Raw genomic sequence first — 23,261 nt, 5'->3', positions numbered from 1 at the left:
GTCGAAGGCGGTGTATGGAAATCGGTACCGTACTTCCCCAACTCGAGATCGGTCACGACCCGGAGACGATAGCCGACTACGCCCGACGGGTCGAGGGATCGGGGTACGAACACGTGCTGGCGTACGATCACGTCCTCGGCGTGAACCCGGATCGGGAGGACTGGGACGGCCCCTACGACTACGAGAGTACGTTTCACGAACCCCTGACCACCTACTCCTATCTCGCCGGCCAGACCGATGAGCTGACCTTCATGACTGGCATTCTGGTACTCCCGCAGCGCCAGACCGCGCTCGTCGCGAAGCAGGCCGCACAGCTGGATCGGTTCACCGACGGCCGGTTCCGCATGGGGGTCGGCGTCGGCTGGAACGAACCCGAGTACGTCGCGCTCGGCGAGGCGTTCTCGCGGCGAGGGCGGCGCATCGAGGAACAGGTGGACGTCCTGCGACGTCTCTGGACGGACGACCTCGTCGAGTTCGAGGGCGAGTTCCACGAGATTCCGGACGCCGGTATCCGACCGCTGCCGGTTCAGCAGCCGATTCCGATCTGGATGGGCGGCATGGCCGAACCGGTCAAGCGCCGCGTCGCCCGCATCGCGGACGGCTGGTTACCCCAGTTTCAGCCCGGCGACGAGGCCGAGGCCCACCTCGCGGACCTCTCCGAGTACGCCGAGGACGCCGGCCGCGACCCCGACGAGATCGGACTCGGCGGCCGCATGTACGCCGTTCCCGACGAGGAAGACGAGTGGATCGACCGCGCGCAGGCCTGGCGCGATCTCGGCGCGGACTACCTCTCGATCACGACGATGTACCAGGGACTCGAGGGGGAGGAGCACGCGGCTCACGTCGAACGAGTCGCCGAAGTGCTGGCAGAAACCGATCTGTTTTGAGGAGATTTCGCCGGCAGCCGACGCTCACTCGTGGCCCGCGACCGGCAGCGGTTCGTAGGGTTCCTCGAGGTATTCCATGTCCGAGTCGGAGAGGTCGATCTCGAGTGCCTCCACGGCGTCCTCGAGGTGCTCGATGCTGGTCGTCCCGACGATCGGGGCGTCGACCCACTCTTTGTGCAACAGCCAGGCGAGGGATATCTGTCCCATCGAGACGCCCTTTTCGGCGGCGAGCTCCTGAACGCGTTCGTTGATCTCCTCGCCGCCGCCCTGGAGGTACGACATCTGTGCGAGATACTGGTCGGTCTGGCCGCGCGTCGTCGAGTCGATCTCCTCGTGGGGTCGAGTCGCGACGCCGCGGGCCAGCGGCGACCACGGAATCACGCCGATCTCCTCCCTGTCGCACAGCGGTAACATCTCCCGCTCCTCCTCGCGGTAGAGGACGTTGTAGTGGTCCTGCATCGTCGCGAAGCGCTCGAGTCCGAGCGCCTCGCTGGTGTGCAGCGCCTCGGCGAACTGGTGGGCCCACATCGAGGAGGTGCCGACGTAGCGCACCTGTCCGCGCCGGACCGCGTCGTCGAGGGCGCGGAGGGTCTCCTCGATCGGCGTGTCGTAGTCCCATCGGTGGGTCTGATAGAGGTCGATCGTGTCCATCCCCAGCCGGTCGAGGCTCGCCTCGAGTTCCTGCTCGATGGCTTTGCGGGAGAGGCCGCTCGCGTTCGGATTGTCGGGATCCATCTCGGCGAAGACCTTCGTCGCGACGACCTGCGAATCCCGGTCGTAACCAGCGAGTGCGTCACCTAGAATCTCCTCGGATTCACCCGTGGAGTAGACGTTCGCCGTGTCGAAAAAGTTGATTCCGAGATCGATCGCGCGCTCGATGAGCTCTTTGCTCTCCTCGGGCTCGAGCATCCACTCCCTGCCGGTACCGAAGCTCATGCCGCCGAGACAGATGCGGCTGACTTTCATGCCGGTCGATCCGAGCGTCGTGTACTCCATGGAACCAGTTGCGACGGCCGGCGACAAAATATCGCGGCTCGACCGAGCCGGTTGCCGGCTCTCGGCTGCTCCGGCGTCGCAGGCACACCCCTGTTATCAGGGATCCGGTTCGACGACCCGGTCCTCGCCGTCGTAGTACGCGGAGTTGTCCCGCGGGTCGTACCCGAGCGCGTCGCGGGCGCGCTCGAGCGAGTAGTACTTCCGGTCGTTGTCGGAGATGCCGTAGACGATCTCGTAGTCGTAGTCGGCGCGGATACAGCGATCGAACAGGTGCGCACAGTCCCGGTAGGAGAGCCACATCGCCTGCCCGCGTTCGTAGTCGATCGGCGGGTGGCCTTCGGTGAGGTTGCCGATACGGACGCAGACGACCGAGATGTCGTGTTCGTCGTGGTAGTAGCGGCCCAGCGTCTCGCCGGCGGCCTTCGAGACGCCGTAGAGGTTGCTTGGTCGGGGGAGCTCGGTGCCGTCGAGCAGATACTCGTCGTGTTCGCGGTACATGTCCGGCGTCCGATCGTCGGTCTCGTAGTTTCCGACGGCGTGGTTCGACGAGGCGAAGACGACTTTCTCGACGCCCGCGTCGACCGCGGCCTCGAAAACGGTCTGCGTGCCGTCGATGTTGTTGGTCAAGACGCTGTCCCACGGCGCTTCGGGGCGGGGGTCGCCCGCGAGGTGGACGACGACGTCGATCTCCTCCATCGCCTCGCGGACGGCGTCCTCGTCGGTGATATCCGCGACGACGAACTCACCCGGCTGGTCCTCCGTCGGCGGGTCGCGGTCCAGTAACCGCCACTCGTGCTCCTCAGCGAGGCCCTCGAGGATGGCCTCTCCGACCCGCCCCGCAGCCCCCGTGAGCAGGACTGACTGTGCCATTCGTTCGGTGGAAGGGAAAGCGTCGATAAGTACCATGCGGTTCCGCATCGGTACGGGCGGTGGTGGCACGCGCCTCTCGGAGGCTCGACGACACTCACGGATCGTTCTCGACCGATAGTCCGCTATGCCGTGGCGCGCGCTGAGTCGCGGCGAGCCGACGGTGAGCCACGACTCGAAACTGTGCGTGGTCGTCGCGAGTACAACGAGCGACTGCTCGGAAGACGCTTCGCGTCTTCCGGTGTAGGAGTGAAAGAATACGCGGGACCGTCGGTCCCGCGAACCGTGCGAACGGGCGCTTCGCGCCAGCGAGACGAAATGGGTTGGGGAGGGCGTGGCGATTCCGTGCTGCCAGTGGACGCAGAACGCTCGTCGTTGCGAGAACCCAACGTGTCGATCACGATCCTCGATCGCATCGCAATCCCCTTGCCCACCGCACTCGAGCACTCGCACATGTCACCGGACACGGCACCCACGGACGCCGAAGCCGCCTGCTTCGAGGCGGGCATCAAGTTCGGCTCGCTCTACCACCAGTTCGCGGGCACGCCCGTTTCGCCCGACAGCGCGCCGAGTCTCGAGACGGCGATGGAGGAATCGATCGAAAATCAACCTCACTGTACCGAGGTGTCCGTCGACGTTCGGATCGACGAACTCGAGGCCGCGCTCGCGGAGTCGACGGCCGACTACACCGAACTGACGGGCCGGTTCCTCGACGTCGAGATCGTCGTCGACTACGAGGGCCGCGAGGTGGTCACGCGGATGGAAATGGAGGACAGCTATCCGCTGATGCGACTCGAGTCCGTTCGCGACCGGGCGTAGCCGACCGTCGACCGATCCCCGTATCGGACGGGAGGCGCTACGGACTCGGATCGCGAATGACCATCACCTTGACTCGCTGCACGCCGTCGAAATCCCGGAGCCGGTAGGTCAGTTCGCGCACCTGTTCGGCGTCCCCGCGGCAGAACAGCGACTCGAGACACCACTCGCCCTGATGGGTGTGGCTCGTGCTCTGGATCACGTCCTGATAGTCGTGCTGGACGGCGTGGAGTTCGCCGATCACCTCGTGGTGGCGATAGTCGAAGCCGACGAGCGCGACGATCTCGCCGGCCCGTTCCTCGAGCCTCGAGTGCGATTCGATGTACTCCGACATCGCCTCTCGCACTGCCCGCGAGCGGTTCTCGATTCCTTCGTCGGCCCAGACGCGGTCGAACTCCTCGACGATCTCGTCGGGAATATTGAAACTCGTTCGCATACGAACGGGTTCGTCGTACCGATACAAGAGATCTCGTATGATCGTTCCCCCGTTTCGGTATTAACAACCCCTATAGCGGCTGTTTCTGATACACAAACACGCAATTATCCATGATCGGGACGGACGTGTCCGGGCTGCTCCTCGGCGCGATCGCACTCGGGGCGGTTCACGGTATCGAGCCGGGTCACGGGTGGCCGATCGCCGCCGCGTACGCCCTGGATCAGGCTAACAAGTGGATATACGGGCTGGCAGCGAGTCTCCTCATCGGGATCGGCCACCTGATCAGCAGCATCGCGATGGTCGGCGCGTTCTTCTACGCCAAGTCGTACTTCGACCTCGCGCAGGTCAACGAACCGCTCACCGTTCTCGGCGGCGTTCGGATCGGCGGGCCGGTCAGTATCGTCGCCGGGATCGCCCTCATCGCCCTCGGAATTCGGGAATATTTCCACGGCCACTCGCACGCGGGCGAGACACACGCTCGTGCGGATCGAGACCACGAGCACAACGAGTCCCACTCGGAGAGAGGTGTTCTCGCTCGGCTATCAGGATTCGTCCCGTTCGCCGGTGGCGATTCCCACTCACACTCGCATTCGCATTCGACCGACGACCTCGAGGAGGCCGCCGATCGCGGCTTGCTCGGCATCGCCTGGGTCGCGTTCGTCCTGGGGTTCGCACACGAGGAGGAGTTCGAGATCATCGCGCTCTGTGCCGGATCGAACCGGTGTCTCGAACTGATGAGCGCGTACGCGATCACGGTCGTCGTCGGCATCGTCGGTCTCACGATGGCACTGATCGCGGGCTATCACCATTTCGAGGAGACGGTCGAAAGATACACGCCGTATCTGCCGCTCGTCTCCGCCGTCGTTCTCGTCGTCATGGGAAGCGGGTTCCTTTTCGGACTCTTCTGACGCGACCCGTCGCTACTACCGCTCGAGACGCGGCTCCCGACTGGTCGACGATCGGTACTCGACCGAGGACGTTCCTTTCGAAATCTGGCCGCCGTTCGACGGATATCGATCCGCTCCCGGCTAATTTCACTTTCACTTTCGGGCTACCTTTTAACCTCGACGCCCGTGAAGACGGTGACATGAGCCAAGCGACGCTCGGCGACGACGAGGAACTGTTCGGGGAAGCGGCCAACGAGATGCGCGAGGACGTCGAATCCTCGCTCGCGGACGCCTGGGCTGCGCTTCCCGACGCCGACGATATCTGGGACACCGACGCCGACAACGTGCTGGGCGTCCTCAATGGACTCAACTCGGCGCTCGAGGCCGGCGACGCCGAGGAGAACCTCCGCGACGCGAAGAAGTGGTTCACGATGGGCCAGCGCGCCGACGCCTTCGACGACGCCGACGATCTCGAGGAAGAGATCGCCGACCTCGAGGCGGCCATCACGGACATTTCGGAAGCCGGCGAACAGGTCGGCGAGCTCACGTCGACGATCCCGGCGCTTCGCGGAACGCTTCAGGACGCCGGCCCTGGGGATGAGCCGGACGCGGCGGACGATGCGGACGAGGCCGACGCATCGGACGAAGTCGACGAACCGGATGAGGACGAGGACGAGGAGTAACCGGTCGATCCCGTCTCGCTGTCGGCGGGTCGAGCGGCTGCGGTCGAACGCCGCACGAACCACTATCGGCCGCTATCGGTCCTCGGGCCGTGACACGTCGCGTTCGGCCACCGCTTCGAGCAGCCGAGCCAGCGCATCGGACGCGATCTCGAACAGTTCCTCGCCTCGCTCGGCGTCGCCCTCGGCGGGGTCGCCGACGACCCCGTTTTCCGTAAATTCCGCCGCGTCGTAGGCCATATTGACGTGACTCGTCCACTCTCCCCAGCCGTCGGCAGCGCCGGCTCGAGCGTCGTCGATCCGATCCTCGCGAATCGAGTCGGGCTCGCAGTGGCGCAGGAGCGCCGTCTCGAGGGGGCCGCCGTGGCCCATGTCGGCGGTGTGGTCGCCGACGCTTTCGAACCAGGTGAAGGGGACGACGTAGGCGTCGCCGTCCCGCGTGAGTCGCCCGCCGATCTCTCGGAGAGCGTCGACGTTGCCGCCGTGCCCGTTGACGAGGACGATACGGTCGAACCCGTGGTGGGCGAGGCTCGCGACGGCCTCGCCGACGTAGTCCCGAAAGGTGTCTTCGGAGACCCACATCGTCCCGGGGAACTGGCGGTGCTCCTCGGCGATCCCGACCGAGATCGCCGGCGCGCGAACGACCTCGCGGTCGACCCGCTCGACACCGGCGTCGGCGACCGCCTCGGCGGTTAGTACGTCCGTTCCCAGGGGAGCGTGCGGACCGTGCTGTTCCGTGCTCCCGACGGGGACGACCGCGAGGTCCGTCTCGAGGTCGCGAACGTCCGTCCACGTCGCGGTTGTGAGGTCCATGGCGGAGTGTCCCGGCCGTGCGGTCATGAAACCCGCGGTGGGACCGGGTGGTGGCCCACGTATGGTCGGCCCCGCGCCGGTGGCGAGCGCAGGGCCAACCGGTTTCCGCTGCGTGACCGACCTCCGAGTATGCCAGACGACAGTCGCGAGCAGGGCGTCGAACTCGGTGACCTGCAGGAGAAACTCGAGAAGCAAGCGTATCCGATCGGTCACGACGAACTCCTCGAGGAACACGGCGAGGAAACGATCGAGATGAGCGGCAATACGACGACGCTCGAGGATCTCATCGGTCCGCTGAACGAAGACGAGTACCGGGACTACGGCGAGGTCGAGCAGGCGATTATGAATATGGTCGGCGACGAGGCGATCGGGCGGAAGAACTACAGCGATCGCACGCCGCCCGCGGCGGGCGAGGACAGACAGGACGAGGGCGCGCCGGACCAGGAGGGACAGCGCGAACAGGAATCGTTCTGAGACGGCCGTCGATTCTGGCTTCAGTCGTCGTCGCCGACTTCCGTCCGCGCCTGTCGGCGCTGTGCGCGTTGGATGAACTCCTCGGGAAGCTCGTCGATCTCGCCGGCCTGGACGCCCCAGAGGTGGGAGTAGAGGCCGCCGTTCGCGAGCAGCTCGTCGTGGGTCCCGCGTTCGACGATCTCGCCGCCCTCGAGGACGAGCACCTGATCGGCGTCCTTGATCGTCGAGAGTCGGTGCGCGATGGCGAACGTAGTTCGGTCCTCGGCGAGCTCGTCGATCGAACGCTGGATGAGCATTTCCGTCTCGGTGTCGACGTCGCTGGTCGCCTCGTCGAGGACGAGGATGTCGGGGTCTTTGAGGATCGCGCGGGCGATGGAGAGCCGTTGACGCTGGCCGCCGGAGAGCTTGACGCCGCGCTCGCCGACCTCGGTGTCGTACCCCTCCGGCAGGTTGGTGATGAAGTCGTGAGCCTCGGCCATCTTCGCGGCCTCGATCACGTCCTCGCGATCGGCGTCGAAGGTGCCGTATTTGATGTTCTCCTCGACGCTACCGTAGAAGAGGAAGGTGTCCTGACTGACGTAGCCCAGCGACTCGCGGAGACTCCGGAGCGTCACGTCCCGAATCCGCTGGCCGTCGACCCGGATCTCGCCCTCGTCGACGTCGTACATCCGCAGGAGGAGCTTGAGTACCGTCGACTTGCCGGCACCGGTGGGGCCGACCAGTGCGAGCGTCTCGCCGCCCGCGACGGTGAAGTCGATGTCCTCGAGGATCGTCTCCTCGTCGTAGCCGAAGGAGACGTCGTCGTACTCGACGCGGCCCTCGGTCACCTCGAGATCCGGCGCGTCGGGCTCCTCCCCGACCCGGTTGGGTTCGTCCATCAGCCCGAAGATGCGGGCGCTCGAGGCGCGAGCCCGCTGGTACATGTTGATGATCTGCCCGAACTGGGCCATGGGCCAGATGAACCGCTGCGTGTAGAGGATGAAGACGACGAACATCCCGGTACTCAACTCGCCCGAGAACGGGCCGGGCGGCCCCTCGATGACCCAGAGTCCGCCGACGAGGAAGGTGATGACGAAGCCGATCCCCGCGAGCACGCGCAGCCCGGGGAAGAACTTGATCCGCGTTCGAATCGCGCCCCAGTTGGCGTCGAAGTACTCCCGGGAGACCCCTTCGACCCGTTCGGACTCGTAGGACTCGGTCGTACTGGATTTGATGACCTGAATCCCGCCGAGGTTATTCTCGAGTCGGGAGTTGACCTTGCCGACGGTCGAACGGACCTGGGCGTACTTGGGCTGGATAGTCTGAATGAAGAGATAGGTGAAGACGGCGATCAGCGGCACCGGCAGGAGCGCCACGAGCGCCAGTTGCCAGTTGATCGCGAGCAACAGGCCGCCGATGCCGACCACCATCACGAGCAGCCGAAAGAGGGAGTTCATCCCGTCGTTGAGGAACTTCTCGAGGCGGTTGACGTCGTTCGAGAGGATCGACATCATCTCGCCGGTCTGTTTGTCGGCGAAGAAGCCCATGTCCAGGCGCTGCATCTCGTCGTAGGTGTCGGTCCGGATGTCGTGTTGAACGTTCTGGGCGAAGGTGTTGAACCCCCAGTTTCGGGTCCAGTGGAAGACCGCCGAGCAGAGAAAGGCGCCGGCGATGATGCCGATCGTCAGCCAGAACTGGGCCAGTCGGCCGTCGGGGACGACGGGAGCGACGAGCCCGCCGCCGATCGGGAACGCCTCCACGTACCCGATGTCTCGGCGGATCACCGCGTCGATCGCGACCCCCAGCATGAGCGCCGGGAGCAGGTCCAGGATTCGGGCAAAGAAGCTCGCGATGACGCCGATGACCGCGGCACCCGTGTAGTTCGATCCGTACTCGAGGAACAGCCGCTTCATCGGGTTCTCGATCTCCTCCCGCTGTTCCTCGAACGGGTCGTCCTCCTCCCAGTCGGCGCTACTCATTGACCTGAGGTCAGGGATCGCCGGCAATAAGGATTACCGACGAATCGAACGAGGTCCCGCTGCGATGGCTTCTCGCGGGCCCGCGTCGGGACCCTCCGGCGTGACGACTCGATCGAACCCGCCGGGGCTGACACTCGTGATGGTGGTTCGGTTCGACTGGAGGTCGATTTCGACCTGGTCACCGACTTCGATGCCCGTCTCGTTCGAATAGCCGCGTGGCACTTCGAGGACCCACTTCCCGCGGCCGGGATACTGGAGGGTTTCGCCGTCCTCGCCCGGACGAGGTGCGCGGGCGTGATGGATCGACGTGATCTCGCCGTCCGCGCCGATGTAGATGATATCGATGTCGAAGTCCATCTCTCGCATCACGAAGGTCAGGTCCTGTTCCTCGTCGTAGACGAACAACATCCCGTCGCCGGGCTCGAGGGAGTCGTGGTCGCTCAGTCCGGTGTAGCGTTCGTTGTTGTCATCCGCGATCTCGACGTCGACGACGGCCTTCGGCTCGTCGGTTTCGGTGGCAGACCCGTCGGACCCACCATCGGAGATGCGGACTTCTCCGCTGTCGGGCCCCCACGGTGCAGAGACGACTCCGGCCTGAACGAGGACGACGCCGACGATGGAGAGGGCGGCAATCACGAGGAGCCCCTTCCATACGTACTCGAGTGCCATGGACGATTCCTCCACTGCCAGAGAGTAAAGGTTATTCGGACGGACCGTCTCGGTCCGGATACGGGCTCGTGGTCTAGCTGGTCATGACGCGGCCTTTACAAGGCCGAGGTCGGTGGTTCGAACCCGCCCGAGCCCATTTCTCTGGCGAACGACAGCGAGCCAGAGAAATGTATGCGAGAGCGGTTCGAAATAGACGAGCGCGCAACGACGGAACACGTCCTCTCGCACGATGCCCTCGAGCAGGGCCGAAAGAGAAACGGGATCAGTCAGGGCGATGACCGAAACCTCGAGTCCGATAATCAGTTACTATCGCCGCTACGCCGGTCCGCACCGCGAGTAGTCACTGCTTGAGTCGGGCGACGTTCTCCCGAATCTGGCCGAGGAACCCGTCTCCCGAGTCGGTCTGCAAGGCCGCGTGCAGCGTCGAGTTTTCGGGCTCGTCCTCGACGACGACCCGCAGGTACGGCTCGAGTTGCTCGAAGCTGTCCGCGAGGACGACGGTGTGGTTGTCTTCGTCGTGATCGACGACGCCTGCATCGTCCAGTTTCGGGACGTGGCACTGAACCGACGAGACGTAGACGCTCTTGTACTCGTTTTTCGCGACCTCGTCGGGCGGAACGTCGTGTTCCCACCCTGCGACCGTCTCCGCTAACGTCGAGAGTTCGATCGGATCCTCCCGTCCGCGCAACGCGTAGAGGAGGTACCGCCGGCGGCGGTTCGCCAGCAACTCGAGGATCGTGTCGGCGTCGAGTTCTTGCGCCTCTTGACTCGAGGTAAGGGCTTCCATAACACGATATTACCCCCCAGGGCGCAAAAGGGTGTCTTGAATATCTATAATTCCAACAGACAGCGGTAATCTCGCATGGAGTTGCGTGTATTGGCTTCGTTATTGGTTATTCTTGATGTACTCGAACTACCGAATCGTGGTGTGGGGTCGTGTAAGCGGGGCGGAACGACGATCCCGATTCGAAATCCTTTTTTATACCATGGACGGAGAAGGAAGTGAGCCGCCTTAGCTCAGACTGGGAGAGCACTCGACTGAAGATCGAGCTGTCCCCGGTTCAAATCCGGGAGGCGGCATACTTCTGTAGCGAGCAACACTGCGGGCCACGAGTACAGAACACGGGAGGTTCCATTTCTGCCGCGAACAACATCGTGAGCGGTGAGAACGCGATCCGAACGGAGTGAACCGGACGAGTCCCAGCTAGGGAGGGGTCAGCCATCGCTCGAGCAGTCGGAGCGAGGCGCCGACCGGGACGCGAGCGACCTGAACCTGCTCGCCGAGGTCAATCCGAACAGCTATCGAGAGTTCCGTTTTAACCGAACGGTTATTGGGCTGGTTACACTACTGGCGTCCGTGTACTGGCCGCCTACGCTTCGTGGCGTCATCGACCGGCGCGTCCTCGTAAATTTCCGGATTCCCCCCGAAGCGCTCGAGTCGGTTCTTCCCGATCGGTTTCGCCCCCGCACTGTCGCGGGGCCCGACGGTCCTCGAGCCATCGGCGGCATCTGCTGTATTCGGCTGCGGGAGATGCGATTGCGTGGGCTCCCCGCGGCAGTAGGGGTCACCTCCGAGAACGCGGCCCATCGAATCGGTGTCGAATGGGACGAAGACGGTGCGACGAAGACGGGCGTGTACGTGCCGCGGCGGGATACCTCGTCACGGTTGAACAGTCTCGTCGGTTCACGCACCTTCGGTCGACACTTCCACGCGGACTTTACCGTCACGGAAGGCGGCGGTCGCTACGAGCTTCGGATGGAACACGAGACGGACGGCGTCAGTATGTCGGTCTCAGCTACCGAGACGGACAGGGTTCCCGAAGACAGTATTTTTCCGGACGTCTCGGCCGCGTCCGCGTATCACGAGTGCGGTGGCATCGGCTACTGTCCGTCGCCGGACGGCACGCAGTTGAACGGTATCGAGCTCGCCACCGACGAGTGGCACGTGACACCCCTCGCCGTCGAGGACGTCCACGCGAGCTTTTTCGAGACAGAAATTCCGGCCGACGGAGTCACGTTCGATACTGCGCTGTTGATGCGTGATATCGGTCACGAGTGGCGGGCGCGGCGGTCGATATCGACACCCGAAACTGCGTAGTGGAGGCGGAACCGCTGGTGGTTTTACCATCGCCTCGGTGACGGCCGAATTCGGAGGGTGAGGGCCGGTTGCGATCGGGAACCCGCTCGAGTCACGACGCTACGCAGCTGGAAACGGGGAGAAACGAAGCCGGTCGAAAACGGCGCACCCGAACGCATTTGTATATCTACGAACGTGTCCGGATAGGGAATATGTCTGGGGGAGATATCGAGTTCCATCCCGTCGTCGCTGCGCTGTACGATCCGGTACAGTGGTACTTCGAGCGGGTGCAGGCACCGAACCATCGGGAATATCTGGCGGCGGGGCTCGAGGGGCGGATCCTGGAAATCGGCCTCGGAACGGGGTCGATGATCCCGTACTACGAGAACTCGCTCGAGCACGGGGCGAGTCTCCACGGCCTCGAGCCGGATCCGACGATGCGGCAGCGCGCTCGCGAGACGATCGCGGACAGCACCGTGGATATGGCGCTGGTTAGCGGGCGCGGGGAGTCGTTACCCTACGAGACGGACGCGTTCGACTACGTCGTCGAATGCGGCGTGTTCTGTTCGGTGCCGTCGATGGAGCCGATGCTGGCGGAGATCGCTCGCGTGCTGCGAGACGACGGCGAGTTCCGGTTTCTGGACCACGTCCGGTCCGACGGCCCGATCGGACGGAGTCAGGATCTGCTGACACCGCTGTGGCGACGGATCGGGGGCAACTGCCATCTGAACCGTCGACTCCGGCCGCTAATAGAGAGATCTGAACACCTGGCGCTGGCGGAATTCGATCGTCCGACGATCGGCTACTGGCCGGTTCGGGAGTTCGCTCGGGGTACCGCGACCCCGAGCGAATAATCGAGACTGTGCCGCACGGGGTCGCGACGCGCCCGTGCTTCGGCGCGGAGGGTTTCGATCCGTTCGTGGCACGCGTCGACAGGACGCTGACGGAACGATCGGGCTTACACTCGTCGCTCGCTGATCTCTTCTCCGACGCGGTCGCCGGGCCGGCGGAGTTCGCCCGATTCGACCTCGTAGACGTATCCCGTCACGGTCACGTCGTCCGGGATGAACGACGACTCGCGGAGGTACTCCACCTGTGCCGCACAGGCCTCGTCGATGTCGTCCGTCATCTTCACCCAGTCCATCACGTCGGCGTCCCCGATGGTCAACTCGGGGAGCGACGGATCGAGATCCGCATCCTCGAGACCGCCGGTCTGCGCCTCGAGTCCGTCCCGGACGGCGTCGTCGGGCGCGCTCATCATGCCACAGTCGGTGTGGTTGATGACGATGATCTCGTCGGTGTCGAAAAAGTTCGTCGTCAGTGCGGCCGAGCGGACGACGTCGTCGGTTACTTTTCCGCCGGCGTTTCGGAACACCTGCGCGTCGCCGAGCTCGATGCCCAGCGCGTCCTCGACGGGGATCCGCTCGTCCATGCAGGCGACGACGAGGAGGTTCTCGTTCGTCGGGACGCCCTCGCGACGACGGCGGGCCCAGGTCTCGCGGTCGTCGACGCTCTCGTCGACTCGCTCGTGGTGGTGGTCGTGGTCGGAGTGGTCCTCGGACATCGGTTACAGTATCGGGTGCCAGCACCTGAACGGTACCGGTCACCATCTCGATTACCGTTATCGGGAAGGTGCGGAGAATGCTTCCGCTTCTCGTATTCGTGGACTGTCCTCGGTTCGGTCGAGCGTCCTCGGTGCAGGCGTTCCGGTCGACGAGCGAGCGTTCGACACTGGCGGATCGATGCTCCGCTGATTCCGACGCGTTTGGAACGACTGGACGGGGAAGTCCGACTGGATCAGACGCCGGAAGGCGGGCTCGAGTACGCCGTTCGTCGCGGATTACGGGGATCTCCACGGCGGTAGTACTGCGCGATCCGTCGGACGGGTCGTCCGCTTGGCTTCGGTTCCGAGCCGCGTGCTTTCGCGGTCGTTCGAATCCGCGATTCACAGGGGGGTCGTACAGCGACGACAGTACGTAAACGCGGGATCGTTCCTCGTCCCACACTCGCGACACGTCACACGGCCGTTCGCCGCTGGATCGTCGTCCGGTCTGAGGGTACGGGCAGCTCGGTCGTACTCCTCGTCTTCGGTATAGCGTTCGAGTTCCCCGGCCTGTCGTTTGCGCCGTCGCTCGAGGCCGTCCCGGACGATCCGTCCGAGAACCGGAACGGTGACCCCTAACGCGATGAGTAGGAGGACGGCGATCAGCGCGGTGTAAAATTGTTCGAGCGCTACCACACGGTATCTTGGATCCGCGTTTATTTATTCACTGTGGGGTGTTTCCATACTACATACCTGTGGCAGTATGGAGTTGCAACTGAAGACTATCCGATTCGTCGGGACCGACAGCGACGAGAGCCGCGCTCCCTCGGTTTCCGGCAAATCCCTCGGAACCGCTAACGGTTATCCGCCCGCGGTTCGGTAGTGAGGACGTGAGCAGCAACTCGATCACAAACGAGAGCGACACGTTCGAGATCGGCGATTCGACCGTCCACCGGCTGGGGTTCGGTGCGATGCGGATCACCGGCGAGGACATCATCGGGTCGCCCGAAGACGAGGAGACCGCGCGCGAAGTCATTCAGCACGCGGTCGATTGCGGCGTCGACCTCATCGACACGGCCGATTCCTACGGCCCGGCCGTCAGCGAACGGCTCATCGGCGAGGCGATCGGCGACCCCGACGACGTACTGGTCGCGACCAAGGCCGGCCTGCTGCGCAACAGCGAGGGCGACTGGATCGCCCACGGCGACCCGGACTACATCCGCAATCAGGTACTCACGTCGCTGGACCGACTCCGGACCGATACCATCGATCTCTATCAGTTTCACCGACCGGACGGCGACACCGACTTCGAGGACTCCGTCGCCACCTTTGCGGAGCTCAAAGACGAGGGATTCGTCGACGGGGTCGGCGTCAGTAACGTCTCCGCCGAACTCCTCGATCAGGCCCGTGAACAGGTCGAGGTCGAAACCGTCCAGAACCGGTACAATCTGAACGACCGCGGGAGCCGGGAGGTCCTCGAGATCTGCGACGACGAGGGGATCGGCTTCATCCCGTGGGCTCCGATCAACGGCGACGATCTGGCCGAACACGGCGACCTCCTCGACGAGATCGCCGACGACCACGACGCGACGCGACGGCAGGTGGCGCTGGCGTGGCTGCTCGAGCGCTCGGACGTGATGCTGCCGATTCCGGGCACGTCCGACACCGAGCACCTCGAGTCGAACGTCGCCGCGTCGCAGCTTGCGCTGCGCGAGGAGGACGTACAGCGACTGACGAACGCGGCGGAGTGAGCGCGGTACTGCGGTTCGACTTTCGAGGGTCCCCGCTCGAGGGACAGCCGGCAGTCCCCTCGAGGCGTCCGTCGGACCGTTCGCGGAATCCTCACTCGCCGACGAAGACGGTCTTCAGTCGCGATCCGCAGGCCGGACAGCAAACCGTCTGCCACCTCGTCGGATCGAGCCCGCCCATCGTCTTCGTTCGGCGCGCTTCGTCGACCGACACCCGATTCCCACAGGCGTCACACTCGAACGTATCGTCCGTTCCGGCCATCGATCACTGGTACACTGTCCTTCGATATCTATCCGCGGGGCGGATCGCCGATCGTACCGACTGCATGTCGGCGGGTTCACAGCCGAAAGCTGATATATCAGCCACCTAATTCTGTCGTACGATGACAGGTAACGATCTCGAGCACGGACGCGCCCGCGTCAACGGTGTCAAACTGCACTACGTGACCGCCGGTGACGGACCGCCGCTGGTGTTGCTCCACGGCTGGCCACAGACCTGGTACGAGTGGCGGGACGTGATTCCGGAACTCGCGGCGGAGTACACCGTCATCGCACCGGACCTCCGCGGGCTGGGCGACTCGGAGGCCCCCGTCTCGGGGTACGACAAGGACACGGTCGCGACCGACGTTCGGGAACTCGTCGACCACCTCGGGTTCGACGACGAGCCGATCGCGCTCGTCGGTCACGACTGGGGGATGCCGACCGCCTACGCCTATGCCACTCAGTACCGCGAGGACGTCCGGGCGCTCTGCGTTCTCGAGGCCGGACTTCCCGGTGTCAACGAGGATCAAAAGAAGAAACTCTGGCACACCCGCTTTCACAGCGTTCGCGACCTGCCGGAACGGCTGGTCGCCGGCCGAGAGCGGCTCTATCTCGACTGGTTCTACAGTGAGGGGGCGTACGACCCGACGGCGATCGACGACGACGCCCGCGAGGAGTACGTCCGCTGTTACTCCCAGGCCGGCGGGCTGCGGGGCGGCTTCGAGTACTACCGCGCCTACGATGCCGACGCAGAGCACAACCAAGACCACGCTCAGGACCCCCTCGAGATGCCCGTCCTCGCCCTCGGCGGCGCGGCGTCTTTCCGCGAACTCCCGATCAGGGACATGGAGGCGGTCGCGACCGACGTCGAAAGCGAAGTCATCGAGCGCGCCGGCCACTGGATCCCGGAGGAGCGACCGGCGTACTTCGTCGAGCGACTGACCGAGTTCCTCGAGGGCGCGGAGTGAACGGGTGTCCCGAGACGGCGGTGGGGTTCGCGTTCAGTACGCTTCTTTGACCGCGTCGATCTGGCACTGAATGCAGTGATCGTCGGCGAAACAGGCGACGTTGTCGTACGGACAATCGTACTCCTCGACGTCGACGGACAGGCGACGTTTCGCGTGTTCCCACTCGGTCTCCCAGTCGTCGATATTCATGTCCGAAGACGTGAATACGACGTTTCCGTCCCGATCGACGATCTTCGCGACCGTGACCGAGCGGTAGTTCTCCCTCACGACAGCGATCGCTTCCTCGTACGATCCGCAGCGGATTTTTTCCCTCCTCGCCGTGTCGTCCAGGAGATGGACGACGATGGAGCCGTCGTACTCCTCGGTCGGCTCCAGCCCGTGAACCATGCCATCTACTGGCGGAACGAGACATAAAAAGCTGCGCTTCGGTGAGACGAACAGTTCGGGCGAATAGAGAACCGGCCCGGATGCGAGAATCGACGGGAACGAACCGCGTTCACTTCGTTGGCGACGAGGTCGAGTTCATACAACAGGTGCATTGGGGCCGATCCACCGCAAGCCACAACCTGCCCCTCGCTAAAGGATACGTCGTATGTCACCGAACCCCAATAGCAGCGTAACGCTCGTCCGTAACGCCACGCTCCTCGTGACCGTCGGCGAGACGACGTTTCTCGTTGACCCAATGTTTGCGTCCCCCGGAGAGAACCCGTCGATACAGAACACGCCGAACGATCGCCGAAATCCGCTCGTGCCGATGCCCGACGTCGACCTGTCGTACGATGCCGTGATCGTCACTCACCGTCATACCGACCACTTCGACGACGCCGCGAAAGCGGACCTCGACGCGGCCGTCCCGCTGTTCTGTCAGCCCGCCGAGACGGACGCGTTCGTCGACGAGGGCTTCACCGACGTACGGCCCGTCGACGATTCGGTCTCGTTCGACGGCGTCACCATCTCCCGGACCCCCGGTCGCCACGGACACGGCGACCTAGCCGAGAAGATGGGGCCCGTTTCGGGGTTCGTTCTCGAGGCCGACGAGACGCTCTACATCGCCGGCGACACGGTCTGGTACGAGCAGGTCGAACGGACGCTCGAGCGGTTCGACCCCGACGCGGTCGTCCTCAACGGCGGTGAAGCACAGTTCAATCAGGGCGAGCCGATCACGATGGGCGTCGATGACGTCGCCGCCGTCCGCGAGGCCACCGACGCGACGGTCGTCGTCGTTCATATGGAGGCCATCAACCACTGCCTGCTCACACGCGAGGAGTTGCGCTCGGCGACGGAGAACGTCCTCGTCCCGGAAGATGGTGAGACGATCACGCTGTAACGCGAGAGCGGTCGTGTGATATCGGCTGTGCGCTTTCATTCCGGGTGCGAGAATCGAACCACGGTCGTTCCGCTCACTGCGTTCGCTCCACTCCCTGATTCGATTCTCGCCTTCCGGCTTTTCCACTCCTCACTTTGTTCGTCGCGGAAAAGTCCGGGTGCGAGAATCGAACCCGCGTCTCAGCCTCCACAAGGCTGAAGGATAACCACTACCCCAACCCGGACACGCGTACAGGTTACTCTACAGCCGGTTGGACTAAAATACGTTACGACTCTGCGATCGCATGTGGGACTCCGTAACGCGCGATTTCGACCGCCCTGAGTGATCCGTGGTAGCTCGCCGCACTCGAGCCCCGCTCGCGACCGAGACGTTTTTCGGCACACGGCCGGTAGAGCCGACACGCGTGGCCATCACCGACAAGATCTACATCAAGAATCACCGGCAGCTCAGCTCCCAGCTCGAGACGAACATCCCCAAGGGAGCGTTCAAGGGCGCGACGCTGGATATGCTCTTTCAGGGCGACGGCCTCGAGAAGCTCGACGACGCGACGCGGGACCGGGTCCTCGATTTCACGCAGGACTTCCTCGACTGCGGGTGTGACAACAACCCCTACTGTGGCTGCCCCGAGCGGAAGTTCATCCGGTACCTGCTCGAGTTGCGCGCACAGGGACTCGGCCCGGACGCGATCGTCGACGTGATGACCGACGACTACATGGTCTACGCCTACGCCGGCGACGTCCTCTCCTTCCTCGACAACGGCGTGCGGACGCTCGAGGCGGCCGAGGGACTCGCTCGCGTCGACGGCGCGGACGAGAAGTACGACGAGATCCGGCGTGCGAAACAGCAACTCGAGCGATGATCGGGCTCCTCGAGTAGTGGGCGCTGCCCGGTCCCGGATCGGCACCTCTCGACGTCCGTTTCTGCAGACCGCGGTGGGAAGTCCGTTTTGTCGCCGCGCTGGGAGCGGTGGAGTACAATTATCATCGGTCGGTACCTATCACCGCTCGTGTTGCAATCGGTATCGTTCGCCGGGGGCTGGATCGGCAGCGTCCTCAGGGAACTCGCGATGTGGACCGGCGTTCTCCTCTTGCTCGCGGGCTGTCTCTCCGTCTATATCGGCTGGAAACAGCGCCAGAAAGCGATGCTGGTCGGTGAGACACCGCGATCGAAGATCGCGGACGTACAGTCGTCGGACGTCGTCCGAGTCCGAGGGACGGTCGTCCCGAGCGACGAGGGGAGCACGTTTACGTCCCCGATCAAAGGCGATCCGGGGTCGGTCCTCTCCGCGTGGGAAATCGACGAACTGTACGATACCCCGAAGACGCGAAGCTGGGAGGCCGCGGCGTGCGGCGTTCGGTCCGTCCCGTTTCACATCGAAGACGAGAGCGGGCGGGTGCTCGTCGATATCGACGATCGAACCGTCGGGAACGAGACGGATGACACGTTCACGCCGGCTCGAGTGCTCGAGTCGAACGGCGTTTCCGTGGCGGGATTGCGATGTTCTTTCGATTCGTTCGACGTGCACGTCGAAACGGACTACGGAGAGTCGCCGCCGCCGCGGGTCGCCGACTTCGTCGACGCGACCGATGGACTCTCCGCGGACCCGATGGCGACGGGGCTGGTAGTCGACGCGAGCAAACGGAAATACGCCGAACAGACGCTCCAGCGGGGTGAGACGGTCAGCGTTCTCGGATACGCGACCGCTCGAGACGACACTGCGCGTTCGACGACGGACGGGAATCTCACCGTGGCCCAACCGCCCGACGGGACGCTCCATCTGTCTCCCAGCCCGTTCGACGACGTCCCGTCCGGCGGCGGAGCGCTGCTCTTCGGTCTGTTGACCGGGACGGTCGGTGTCGGGATCGTAACGGCGCTGTTCGTGGTGTGATGTGCCCGGTGGCAGTACAGATACGGCGTTTCGCGCTCCGATATGGCCCGTCGTCGTCGAACTCACGTACCTCGAACGGTCGACTCGAGCGGGGCGGCCGTCGTCCGATCGCTACCGCAGCTGGTACGATTCGTCGTCGTCCTCTAACTCGTCCAGTTCGTCGAGCAACAGGACCTCGTCTTCCTCATCCTCGAGTCGGTCCTGCAGGTCGTTGACGTACCCCTTGTACTCGTCGAGTTGCTCCCGGAGGTGTTCGGCCTCGAGTTCCAGCCGCTCGTGCTCGCGGATGAAGCGCTTCGGAACTTCGACGGTCGGCGGGAACGAGATGTCGTCGCCCTCGCCGTCGCCGCTGGTTCGGGCCTCGAGTTCGGCCTCGGGGACGACTTCGACCTGCCCGTCGTGTTCGACGAGCTGATCGACGTAGTCCCGGAAAACGGCGGACAGCGAGATGTCGCGCTCCTCGGCGATGGCCTGGAGCGCCTCGAACGCGTCCTCGTTGACCCGAAACGAGATGGTCTTGTTCTTGTTCCCCATCGATAACTGCATTCGTTGTTCCCGATACTTAACAATTCGTCAGACGAGCGGTGGCGTCGACGAGGGGGCCGTCGACGCGAGCGCTCGAGTCGGCGTGCGAGTCGGCGTAAGCTGCCTCCGACCACGCAGGCTATTGATCTGGAGACCCAATCGGGGCTCATGCTGTCCGACACGCCGGGGCTCCACCACGTGACGGGGATCGTCGGGGACGCACAGACGGCGATCGACTTCTACGTGGGCGTGCTCGGCGTTCGACTCGTCACGCAGACGGTCAATTTCGAGGACATCCTCCAGCACCACCTGTACTTCGGCGACGCGAACGGGACGCCGGGGACGGTCCTGACCCACTTCCCGGATCCCCACGGCGACCCCGGCCGGGCCGGAAAACCACAGCTCGAGTCGGTCTCGTTCGTAGTTCCGACCGACTCCCTCGAGTACTGGGAGACGCGGCTCCGGGATCACGACGTCGCGGTCGAGGGGCCACTCGAGCGATTCGGCGACGGGGTGCTGCGGCTCGAGGACCCTGCGGGGACGCAGATCGAACTCGTGGCCGGGCCGCCGGTGCCGAGCGACATCGAACACTGGGCTGCCGGACCGGTTCCGAGTGACCGCGCGATCCGCGGGCTCCACGGCGTCACGACGCTGTCGGTCAATCCGTACGCGACTGCGGGAACGCTCGAGACGCTCGGATTCGAGCACGACGGCGAAGACGGCGACCGGATTCGGTATCGTGCCGGCGGATCGCGGGCCGCGGTCGTCGACGTGCTGGATCGGGACGCCCCGTTCGGCCGCGAGGGCACGGGAACGCTCCACCACGTCGCGGTCCAAGTCGAGGACGAGGACGACCTCCACGAGTGGCGGGAACTCTTCGACGACCGCGACTACGACGTCTCCCGCGTCAAGGACCGCCACGTCTTCCACTCGCTGTACGTCCGCGAGCCGGGCGGGATCCTCTTCGAACTGGCGACCGAAACCGACGGCGTCGCGGCGAGCGAGCCCGGAACGGACCCCGGCGAGTCGCTGTACCTGCCCGACTGGTTCGAGGACGATCGGGACCTGATCGAAAGCCAGCTCCCGACACTGTCGGTCCCGACGGGACGATCGGACGACGAGGAACCCGCAGATATCGAGGACCGATGACGGGATCGGGTCGCCCGATGGACGCCGTCTCGGGACCCCACGCCGGTCAGCCGCTCCTCACGGCCGGTGCGCCCGCACTGGCCGCCGACGCGGCGCTGATCTGCTGTCACGGCCGCGGCGCGACGGCACAGGGGATCATCAACCTCATGGAACCGATCTATCGACACGGACTCGCCGTCCTCGCGCCGCAGGCCGAGCGAAGCCGGTGGTATCCGCGGCCGTCGACCGCACCGCGAGCCGACAACGAACCGTGGCTCTCCTCGAGCGTCGACTGCGTGGCCGCCGCGCTCGAGGCCGCGCGAGCGATCGACGTCCCACCCGAGCGGACCGTCATCGCCGGCTTCTCGCAGGGCGCGTGTGTCGCCGCGGAGTTCGCCCGCCACAATCCGGCCCGCTACGGCGGACTTGCCGTCCTCTCGGGGCTGCTCCCCGGGTCGACCGACGAGCTCCGTTCGACCACGATCGACGGCTCGCTCGAGGAAACCCCGGTCCTCGTGGGCTACGGGGAGGACGACCCGCACGTCGAGCGCGAGCGCGTCGCCGAGACGGTTCGAGTCTTCGAGGGGGCTGACGCCGCGGTCGACGAGCGGCGCTATCCCGACACGGGTCACGAAGTCACCGACGACGAGTTCGACGCGATCGGCGCGATGCTCGAGGCGATCCTATAGCGTGAATCAGCAGCCGCTATCGGTTCGAAAACAAAGAATCGGTGTGGCCCGCGCTCAGGCCGTCGCTTCGGCGTCGTCCTCGACGGTCTCGAGGCTCTCGAGCGCCTGAATCACGTCGTTGCGGTAGTTGACGACCGGCGAGTCGTAGCGTTCGCGGGCCATCTCGGCGTACTCGTTCGTCGGTGCGGTCGAGCCGCTTTCGGGCGCTTCCTGTTCGGCCTCCCACTCCTCGAAGGCCTCGATTCGATCGAGCGTGTGTCGGGCGGTTTCGACGACCCAGCGGTCGCGGGTGGCGTCGTCGACGACCGCGATCGACTCCGGTCGCAGGGAGACGTTGACGGTCCCGTCGTCGGTCTCGTAGGTGCGCGGTTTGCCGACGATGGAGACGTATTCCGGCGGCTCCGTGTCCCGGAGGACCGAGGCGGCCTCGGGCTGGTACTGGCCGGCGTAGACGAAGAACGTCCCCGTCGGGTCGACGACGCGACCGCGCCAGTACTCGCTGTCGTCGCCGACGTCCTCGGTCTCGGTGAGGGTGCCGACGACGAACACGCGGTTCGCGCGGTCGCCCGTCGGGAGGAGCGCGAAGTTCGGCGCTCGCTCGTCGTCGCTCTCTTTGAACGCGTACGTCGAATCGTTGAATTCGGAGGCGAAGACGCGGCGGGCGACTTCGCGGGTGAGTTCTGACTGGCTCATATTACATCGACCTCGCTTTGATCAGCAGTTCCTCTGGATCCGCTGGTTCGTCCAGTTCCTCGACGTCGTCGGCCAGGACGTACCGACCGAAGGTCGGCCCCTCGATGCGGTAGTAGGTGCCGACGATGTCGTCCCTGATCTCGTCGGCGACGACGGTCGTGTCCAGCGCGTCCATCGCCATGTCCTTGGCTTCCTCTAAGCTCAGGCCCGTCAGGTCCTCGGTGGCGTCCTTGTCGAAGATGACCTCGTGGGCGTCGATGCCGTCGTCGACGACGGCCTTGATGCGGAGGTCGAACTCGCCTTCGCCCTCACCGTGTTCGTTACAGCGCCCGTTCTGGAGGACGCGGGTACAGCCCTCCTCGGGACAGCGCTTGATCAGGCCGCTGCCGCTCTGCATGTCGACCAGTGCGCCCTCGACCTCGCTCGTGTCGTTGCCGACCTCGAGGTCCTCGTCGAGCTCCTCGATCACCGTCGTCGAGTTGAGTTTGACGGAGTACCGGCCCTGGTACTCGTCGGTGACGACGTTGCGAAGCTCGTAGACCGTTCCCTCCTCGAGTGCGGGGAGGTCGGACTTGGCCCACTTAGTGAACTTGATCGTCCCCGTGGGGTCGCCCAGGAGACCGACCTGCGCGACCGAGTCGCTGCGGGGATCCCAGAGTTCGATGACCTTGGCCGTCAGGTCGATCCACTCCTCGGGTTCGTCGACGTCCTCGATGTTGGCCTTCTCGCTGTCGCCGCTCGAGATGTCCTCGCGCTCGAGACCGGCCTCCTCGAGGTAGTGGTTGGTGACGCTCCGGCGCGCCTCGTCCATCGGTACTTTGTACTCGTCGACGAGCGTGGTCAGGCGCTCTTCGACGTCCTCGACGCTCACGTCGAGGTGGTCCGAAAACTGCTCGTGGATGTCGTCTGCGTGTTGTCGTACGTCGCTCAT

The 23,261-nt window shown here is 64.6% G+C and carries 28 protein-coding genes and 3 tRNA genes; 16 read left to right on the top strand and 15 right to left on the bottom strand.

Features of this window, described 5'->3' with window-relative positions:
- Positions 1–14: 14 nt before the first annotated feature.
- Positions 15–887 (top strand): LLM class F420-dependent oxidoreductase, encoded by an 873-nt coding sequence (locus tag NDI89_RS09495; RefSeq protein WP_277521289.1) that lies wholly within the window; start codon positions 15–17, stop codon positions 885–887.
- Positions 888–911: 24 nt separating this feature from the next.
- Here the strand turns inward: NDI89_RS09495 and NDI89_RS09490 are convergent, their stop codons facing one another.
- A complete protein-coding gene (locus NDI89_RS09490; protein ID WP_277521288.1) occupies positions 912–1,883 on the bottom strand; it encodes an aldo/keto reductase in 972 nt (323 codons plus the stop codon).
- 96 nt (positions 1,884–1,979) lie between these two features.
- Positions 1,980–2,753: an NAD-dependent glucose-6-phosphate dehydrogenase Azf gene (gene azf / locus NDI89_RS09485; RefSeq protein WP_277521287.1), complete on the bottom strand. Its 774-nt coding sequence runs from the start codon at positions 2,751–2,753 to the stop codon at positions 1,980–1,982.
- 450 nt (positions 2,754–3,203) lie between these two features.
- On the opposite strand from azf, the gene NDI89_RS09480 reads away from it, so the two are divergent.
- Complete coding sequence (locus NDI89_RS09480) at positions 3,204–3,569, top strand: dihydroneopterin aldolase family protein (protein WP_277521318.1); 366 nt, start codon at positions 3,204–3,206, stop codon at positions 3,567–3,569.
- A 37-nt stretch (positions 3,570–3,606) separates the two neighbouring features.
- Here NDI89_RS09480 and NDI89_RS09475 read toward each other — a convergent pair whose 3' ends face one another.
- The gene (locus tag NDI89_RS09475; protein ID WP_277521286.1) at positions 3,607–4,002 is read right to left on the bottom strand and encodes a CopG family ribbon-helix-helix protein; all 396 of its coding nucleotides are present in this window, start codon (positions 4,000–4,002) and stop codon (positions 3,607–3,609) included.
- Between the two features lie 110 nt (positions 4,003–4,112).
- On the opposite strand from NDI89_RS09475, the gene NDI89_RS09470 reads away from it, so the two are divergent.
- Positions 4,113–4,910: a sulfite exporter TauE/SafE family protein gene (locus NDI89_RS09470; protein WP_277521285.1), complete on the top strand. Its 798-nt coding sequence runs from the start codon at positions 4,113–4,115 to the stop codon at positions 4,908–4,910.
- A 179-nt stretch (positions 4,911–5,089) separates the two neighbouring features.
- Positions 5,090–5,572 (top strand): DUF5790 family protein, encoded by a 483-nt coding sequence (locus NDI89_RS09465; protein ID WP_277521284.1) that lies wholly within the window; start codon positions 5,090–5,092, stop codon positions 5,570–5,572.
- A gap of 72 nt (positions 5,573–5,644) precedes the next feature.
- Here NDI89_RS09465 and NDI89_RS09460 read toward each other — a convergent pair whose 3' ends face one another.
- A complete protein-coding gene (locus NDI89_RS09460) occupies positions 5,645–6,382 on the bottom strand; it encodes a creatininase family protein (protein WP_277521283.1) in 738 nt (245 codons plus the stop codon).
- 129 nt (positions 6,383–6,511) lie between these two features.
- On the opposite strand from NDI89_RS09460, the gene NDI89_RS09455 reads away from it, so the two are divergent.
- Complete coding sequence (locus NDI89_RS09455) at positions 6,512–6,856, top strand: DUF5789 family protein (protein ID WP_277521282.1); 345 nt, start codon at positions 6,512–6,514, stop codon at positions 6,854–6,856.
- Between the two features lie 20 nt (positions 6,857–6,876).
- Here NDI89_RS09455 and NDI89_RS09450 read toward each other — a convergent pair whose 3' ends face one another.
- Together NDI89_RS09450 and NDI89_RS09445 are read right to left on the bottom strand one after the other, a co-directional pair.
- Positions 6,877–8,814: an ABC transporter ATP-binding protein gene (locus NDI89_RS09450; protein ID WP_277521281.1), complete on the bottom strand. Its 1,938-nt coding sequence runs from the start codon at positions 8,812–8,814 to the stop codon at positions 6,877–6,879.
- A 33-nt stretch (positions 8,815–8,847) separates the two neighbouring features.
- Positions 8,848–9,483 (bottom strand): DUF192 domain-containing protein, encoded by a 636-nt coding sequence (locus NDI89_RS09445; RefSeq protein ID WP_277521280.1) that lies wholly within the window; start codon positions 9,481–9,483, stop codon positions 8,848–8,850.
- Positions 9,484–9,545: 62 nt separating this feature from the next.
- Between NDI89_RS09445 and NDI89_RS09440 the strand changes: the two genes are divergently transcribed.
- Positions 9,546–9,619: transfer RNA gene (locus NDI89_RS09440), tRNA-Val, on the top strand.
- A 204-nt stretch (positions 9,620–9,823) separates the two neighbouring features.
- On the opposite strand, the gene NDI89_RS09435 is transcribed toward NDI89_RS09440, so the two are convergent.
- Positions 9,824–10,270, bottom strand: a complete 447-nt coding sequence (locus tag NDI89_RS09435; RefSeq protein ID WP_277521278.1) for a DUF7344 domain-containing protein — start codon at positions 10,268–10,270, stop codon at positions 9,824–9,826.
- A 219-nt stretch (positions 10,271–10,489) separates the two neighbouring features.
- On the opposite strand from NDI89_RS09435, the gene NDI89_RS09430 reads away from it, so the two are divergent.
- The 3 genes from NDI89_RS09430 (at position 10,490) to NDI89_RS09420 (ending at position 12,414) form a co-directional block, all read left to right on the top strand.
- Positions 10,490–10,563: transfer RNA gene (locus NDI89_RS09430), tRNA-Phe, on the top strand.
- A 277-nt stretch (positions 10,564–10,840) separates the two neighbouring features.
- A complete protein-coding gene (locus tag NDI89_RS09425; RefSeq protein WP_277521277.1) occupies positions 10,841–11,581 on the top strand; it encodes a DUF2071 domain-containing protein in 741 nt (246 codons plus the stop codon).
- 191 nt (positions 11,582–11,772) lie between these two features.
- Positions 11,773–12,414, top strand: coding sequence for a class I SAM-dependent methyltransferase (locus tag NDI89_RS09420; RefSeq protein WP_277521276.1), 642 nt, complete (start codon positions 11,773–11,775; stop codon positions 12,412–12,414).
- 104 nt (positions 12,415–12,518) lie between these two features.
- On the opposite strand, the gene NDI89_RS09415 is transcribed toward NDI89_RS09420, so the two are convergent.
- The gene (locus NDI89_RS09415; RefSeq protein WP_277521275.1) at positions 12,519–13,124 is read right to left on the bottom strand and encodes a beta-class carbonic anhydrase; all 606 of its coding nucleotides are present in this window, start codon (positions 13,122–13,124) and stop codon (positions 12,519–12,521) included.
- Positions 13,125–13,505: 381 nt separating this feature from the next.
- Positions 13,506–13,799, bottom strand: coding sequence for a DUF7577 domain-containing protein (locus NDI89_RS09410; protein ID WP_277521274.1), 294 nt, complete (start codon positions 13,797–13,799; stop codon positions 13,506–13,508).
- A gap of 194 nt (positions 13,800–13,993) precedes the next feature.
- Here NDI89_RS09410 and NDI89_RS09405 point away from each other — a divergent pair, with 194 nt between their 5' ends.
- A complete protein-coding gene (locus NDI89_RS09405; RefSeq protein ID WP_277521273.1) occupies positions 13,994–14,854 on the top strand; it encodes an aldo/keto reductase in 861 nt (286 codons plus the stop codon).
- 91 nt (positions 14,855–14,945) lie between these two features.
- Here NDI89_RS09405 and NDI89_RS09400 read toward each other — a convergent pair whose 3' ends face one another.
- Positions 14,946–15,113, bottom strand: coding sequence for a hypothetical protein (locus NDI89_RS09400; protein ID WP_277521272.1), 168 nt, complete (start codon positions 15,111–15,113; stop codon positions 14,946–14,948).
- 121 nt (positions 15,114–15,234) lie between these two features.
- Between NDI89_RS09400 and NDI89_RS09395 the strand changes: the two genes are divergently transcribed.
- Positions 15,235–16,080: an alpha/beta fold hydrolase gene (locus NDI89_RS09395; RefSeq protein WP_277521271.1), complete on the top strand. Its 846-nt coding sequence runs from the start codon at positions 15,235–15,237 to the stop codon at positions 16,078–16,080.
- A 33-nt stretch (positions 16,081–16,113) separates the two neighbouring features.
- Here NDI89_RS09395 and NDI89_RS09390 read toward each other — a convergent pair whose 3' ends face one another.
- Entirely contained in the window at positions 16,114–16,467 is a 354-nt protein-coding gene (locus NDI89_RS09390) for a hypothetical protein (protein ID WP_277521270.1), read from the bottom strand.
- A 205-nt stretch (positions 16,468–16,672) separates the two neighbouring features.
- Here NDI89_RS09390 and NDI89_RS09385 point away from each other — a divergent pair, with 205 nt between their 5' ends.
- A complete protein-coding gene (locus NDI89_RS09385) occupies positions 16,673–17,407 on the top strand; it encodes an MBL fold metallo-hydrolase (protein ID WP_277521269.1) in 735 nt (244 codons plus the stop codon).
- Positions 17,408–17,558: 151 nt separating this feature from the next.
- On the opposite strand, the gene NDI89_RS09380 is transcribed toward NDI89_RS09385, so the two are convergent.
- A tRNA-His gene (locus NDI89_RS09380) sits at positions 17,559–17,630 on the bottom strand.
- Between the two features lie 180 nt (positions 17,631–17,810).
- On the opposite strand from NDI89_RS09380, the gene NDI89_RS09375 reads away from it, so the two are divergent.
- Positions 17,811–18,266, top strand: coding sequence for a DUF5814 domain-containing protein (locus tag NDI89_RS09375; RefSeq protein ID WP_277521268.1), 456 nt, complete (start codon positions 17,811–17,813; stop codon positions 18,264–18,266).
- Positions 18,267–18,413: 147 nt separating this feature from the next.
- Positions 18,414–19,295, top strand: coding sequence for a hypothetical protein (locus NDI89_RS09370; protein WP_277521267.1), 882 nt, complete (start codon positions 18,414–18,416; stop codon positions 19,293–19,295).
- A 111-nt stretch (positions 19,296–19,406) separates the two neighbouring features.
- Here the strand turns inward: NDI89_RS09370 and NDI89_RS09365 are convergent, their stop codons facing one another.
- Positions 19,407–19,829: a DUF8146 domain-containing protein gene (locus tag NDI89_RS09365; RefSeq protein WP_277521266.1), complete on the bottom strand. Its 423-nt coding sequence runs from the start codon at positions 19,827–19,829 to the stop codon at positions 19,407–19,409.
- Between the two features lie 159 nt (positions 19,830–19,988).
- On the opposite strand from NDI89_RS09365, the gene NDI89_RS09360 reads away from it, so the two are divergent.
- Both NDI89_RS09360 and NDI89_RS09355 read left to right on the top strand, forming a co-directional pair.
- The gene (locus tag NDI89_RS09360; protein WP_277521265.1) at positions 19,989–20,969 is read left to right on the top strand and encodes a VOC family protein; all 981 of its coding nucleotides are present in this window, start codon (positions 19,989–19,991) and stop codon (positions 20,967–20,969) included.
- Entirely contained in the window at positions 20,966–21,637 is a 672-nt protein-coding gene (locus NDI89_RS09355; protein ID WP_277521264.1) for an alpha/beta hydrolase, read from the top strand. Before NDI89_RS09360 ends, NDI89_RS09355 begins: the two co-directional genes overlap by 4 nt.
- 54 nt (positions 21,638–21,691) lie before the next feature.
- On the opposite strand, the gene NDI89_RS09350 is transcribed toward NDI89_RS09355, so the two are convergent.
- Entirely contained in the window at positions 21,692–22,330 is a 639-nt protein-coding gene (locus NDI89_RS09350; RefSeq protein ID WP_277521263.1) for an RPA family protein, read from the bottom strand.
- A gap of 1 nt (position 22,331) precedes the next feature.
- Positions 22,332–23,261, bottom strand: a complete 930-nt coding sequence (locus NDI89_RS09345; protein WP_277521262.1) for a replication factor A — start codon at positions 23,259–23,261, stop codon at positions 22,332–22,334.

This window comes from Natrinema salsiterrestre, from assembly GCF_029502005.1.
Classification (GTDB): Archaea; Halobacteriota; Halobacteria; order Halobacteriales; family Natrialbaceae; genus Natrinema; species Natrinema salsiterrestre.
The sequence above is the reverse complement of the archived record's forward strand: the minus strand, read 5'-3'. Positions and strand labels throughout refer to the sequence as shown.

What these genes read in the sequence shown, in the direction of transcription:
- NDI89_RS09395 (WP_277521271.1), top strand. Translation starts at nt 15,235, where the DNA reads ATGACAGGTAACGATCTCGAGCACGGACGCGCCCGCGTCAACGGTGTC.
- NDI89_RS09455 (WP_277521282.1), top strand. Translation starts at nt 6,512, where the DNA reads ATGCCAGACGACAGTCGCGAGCAGGGCGTCGAACTCGGTGACCTGCAG.
- NDI89_RS09435 (WP_277521278.1), bottom strand. Translation starts at nt 10,270, where the DNA reads ATGGAAGCCCTTACCTCGAGTCAAGAGGCGCAAGAACTCGACGCCGAC.
- NDI89_RS09415 (WP_277521275.1), bottom strand. Translation starts at nt 13,124, where the DNA reads ATGTCCGAGGACCACTCCGACCACGACCACCACCACGAGCGAGTCGAC.
- NDI89_RS09400 (WP_277521272.1), bottom strand. Translation starts at nt 15,113, where the DNA reads ATGGCCGGAACGGACGATACGTTCGAGTGTGACGCCTGTGGGAATCGG.
- NDI89_RS09470 (WP_277521285.1), top strand. Translation starts at nt 4,113, where the DNA reads ATGATCGGGACGGACGTGTCCGGGCTGCTCCTCGGCGCGATCGCACTC.
- NDI89_RS09480 (WP_277521318.1), top strand. Translation starts at nt 3,204, where the DNA reads ATGTCACCGGACACGGCACCCACGGACGCCGAAGCCGCCTGCTTCGAG.
- NDI89_RS09345 (WP_277521262.1), bottom strand. Translation starts at nt 23,261, where the DNA reads ATGAGCGACGTACGACAACACGCAGACGACATCCACGAGCAGTTTTCG.
- NDI89_RS09475 (WP_277521286.1), bottom strand. Translation starts at nt 4,002, where the DNA reads ATGCGAACGAGTTTCAATATTCCCGACGAGATCGTCGAGGAGTTCGAC.
- NDI89_RS09385 (WP_277521269.1), top strand. Translation starts at nt 16,673, where the DNA reads ATGTCACCGAACCCCAATAGCAGCGTAACGCTCGTCCGTAACGCCACG.
- NDI89_RS09360 (WP_277521265.1), top strand. Translation starts at nt 19,989, where the DNA reads ATGCTGTCCGACACGCCGGGGCTCCACCACGTGACGGGGATCGTCGGG.
- NDI89_RS09350 (WP_277521263.1), bottom strand. Translation starts at nt 22,330, where the DNA reads ATGAGCCAGTCAGAACTCACCCGCGAAGTCGCCCGCCGCGTCTTCGCC.
- NDI89_RS09460 (WP_277521283.1), bottom strand. Translation starts at nt 6,382, where the DNA reads ATGGACCTCACAACCGCGACGTGGACGGACGTTCGCGACCTCGAGACG.
- NDI89_RS09390 (WP_277521270.1), bottom strand. Translation starts at nt 16,467, where the DNA reads ATGGTTCACGGGCTGGAGCCGACCGAGGAGTACGACGGCTCCATCGTC.
- NDI89_RS09490 (WP_277521288.1), bottom strand. Translation starts at nt 1,883, where the DNA reads ATGGAGTACACGACGCTCGGATCGACCGGCATGAAAGTCAGCCGCATC.
- NDI89_RS09355 (WP_277521264.1), top strand. Translation starts at nt 20,966, where the DNA reads ATGACGGGATCGGGTCGCCCGATGGACGCCGTCTCGGGACCCCACGCC.
- NDI89_RS09450 (WP_277521281.1), bottom strand. Translation starts at nt 8,814, where the DNA reads ATGAGTAGCGCCGACTGGGAGGAGGACGACCCGTTCGAGGAACAGCGG.
- NDI89_RS09365 (WP_277521266.1), bottom strand. Translation starts at nt 19,829, where the DNA reads ATGGGGAACAAGAACAAGACCATCTCGTTTCGGGTCAACGAGGACGCG.
- azf (WP_277521287.1), bottom strand. Translation starts at nt 2,753, where the DNA reads ATGGCACAGTCAGTCCTGCTCACGGGGGCTGCGGGGCGGGTCGGAGAG.
- NDI89_RS09495 (WP_277521289.1), top strand. Translation starts at nt 15, where the DNA reads ATGGAAATCGGTACCGTACTTCCCCAACTCGAGATCGGTCACGACCCG.
- NDI89_RS09420 (WP_277521276.1), top strand. Translation starts at nt 11,773, where the DNA reads ATGTCTGGGGGAGATATCGAGTTCCATCCCGTCGTCGCTGCGCTGTAC.
- NDI89_RS09445 (WP_277521280.1), bottom strand. Translation starts at nt 9,483, where the DNA reads ATGGCACTCGAGTACGTATGGAAGGGGCTCCTCGTGATTGCCGCCCTC.
- NDI89_RS09465 (WP_277521284.1), top strand. Translation starts at nt 5,090, where the DNA reads ATGAGCCAAGCGACGCTCGGCGACGACGAGGAACTGTTCGGGGAAGCG.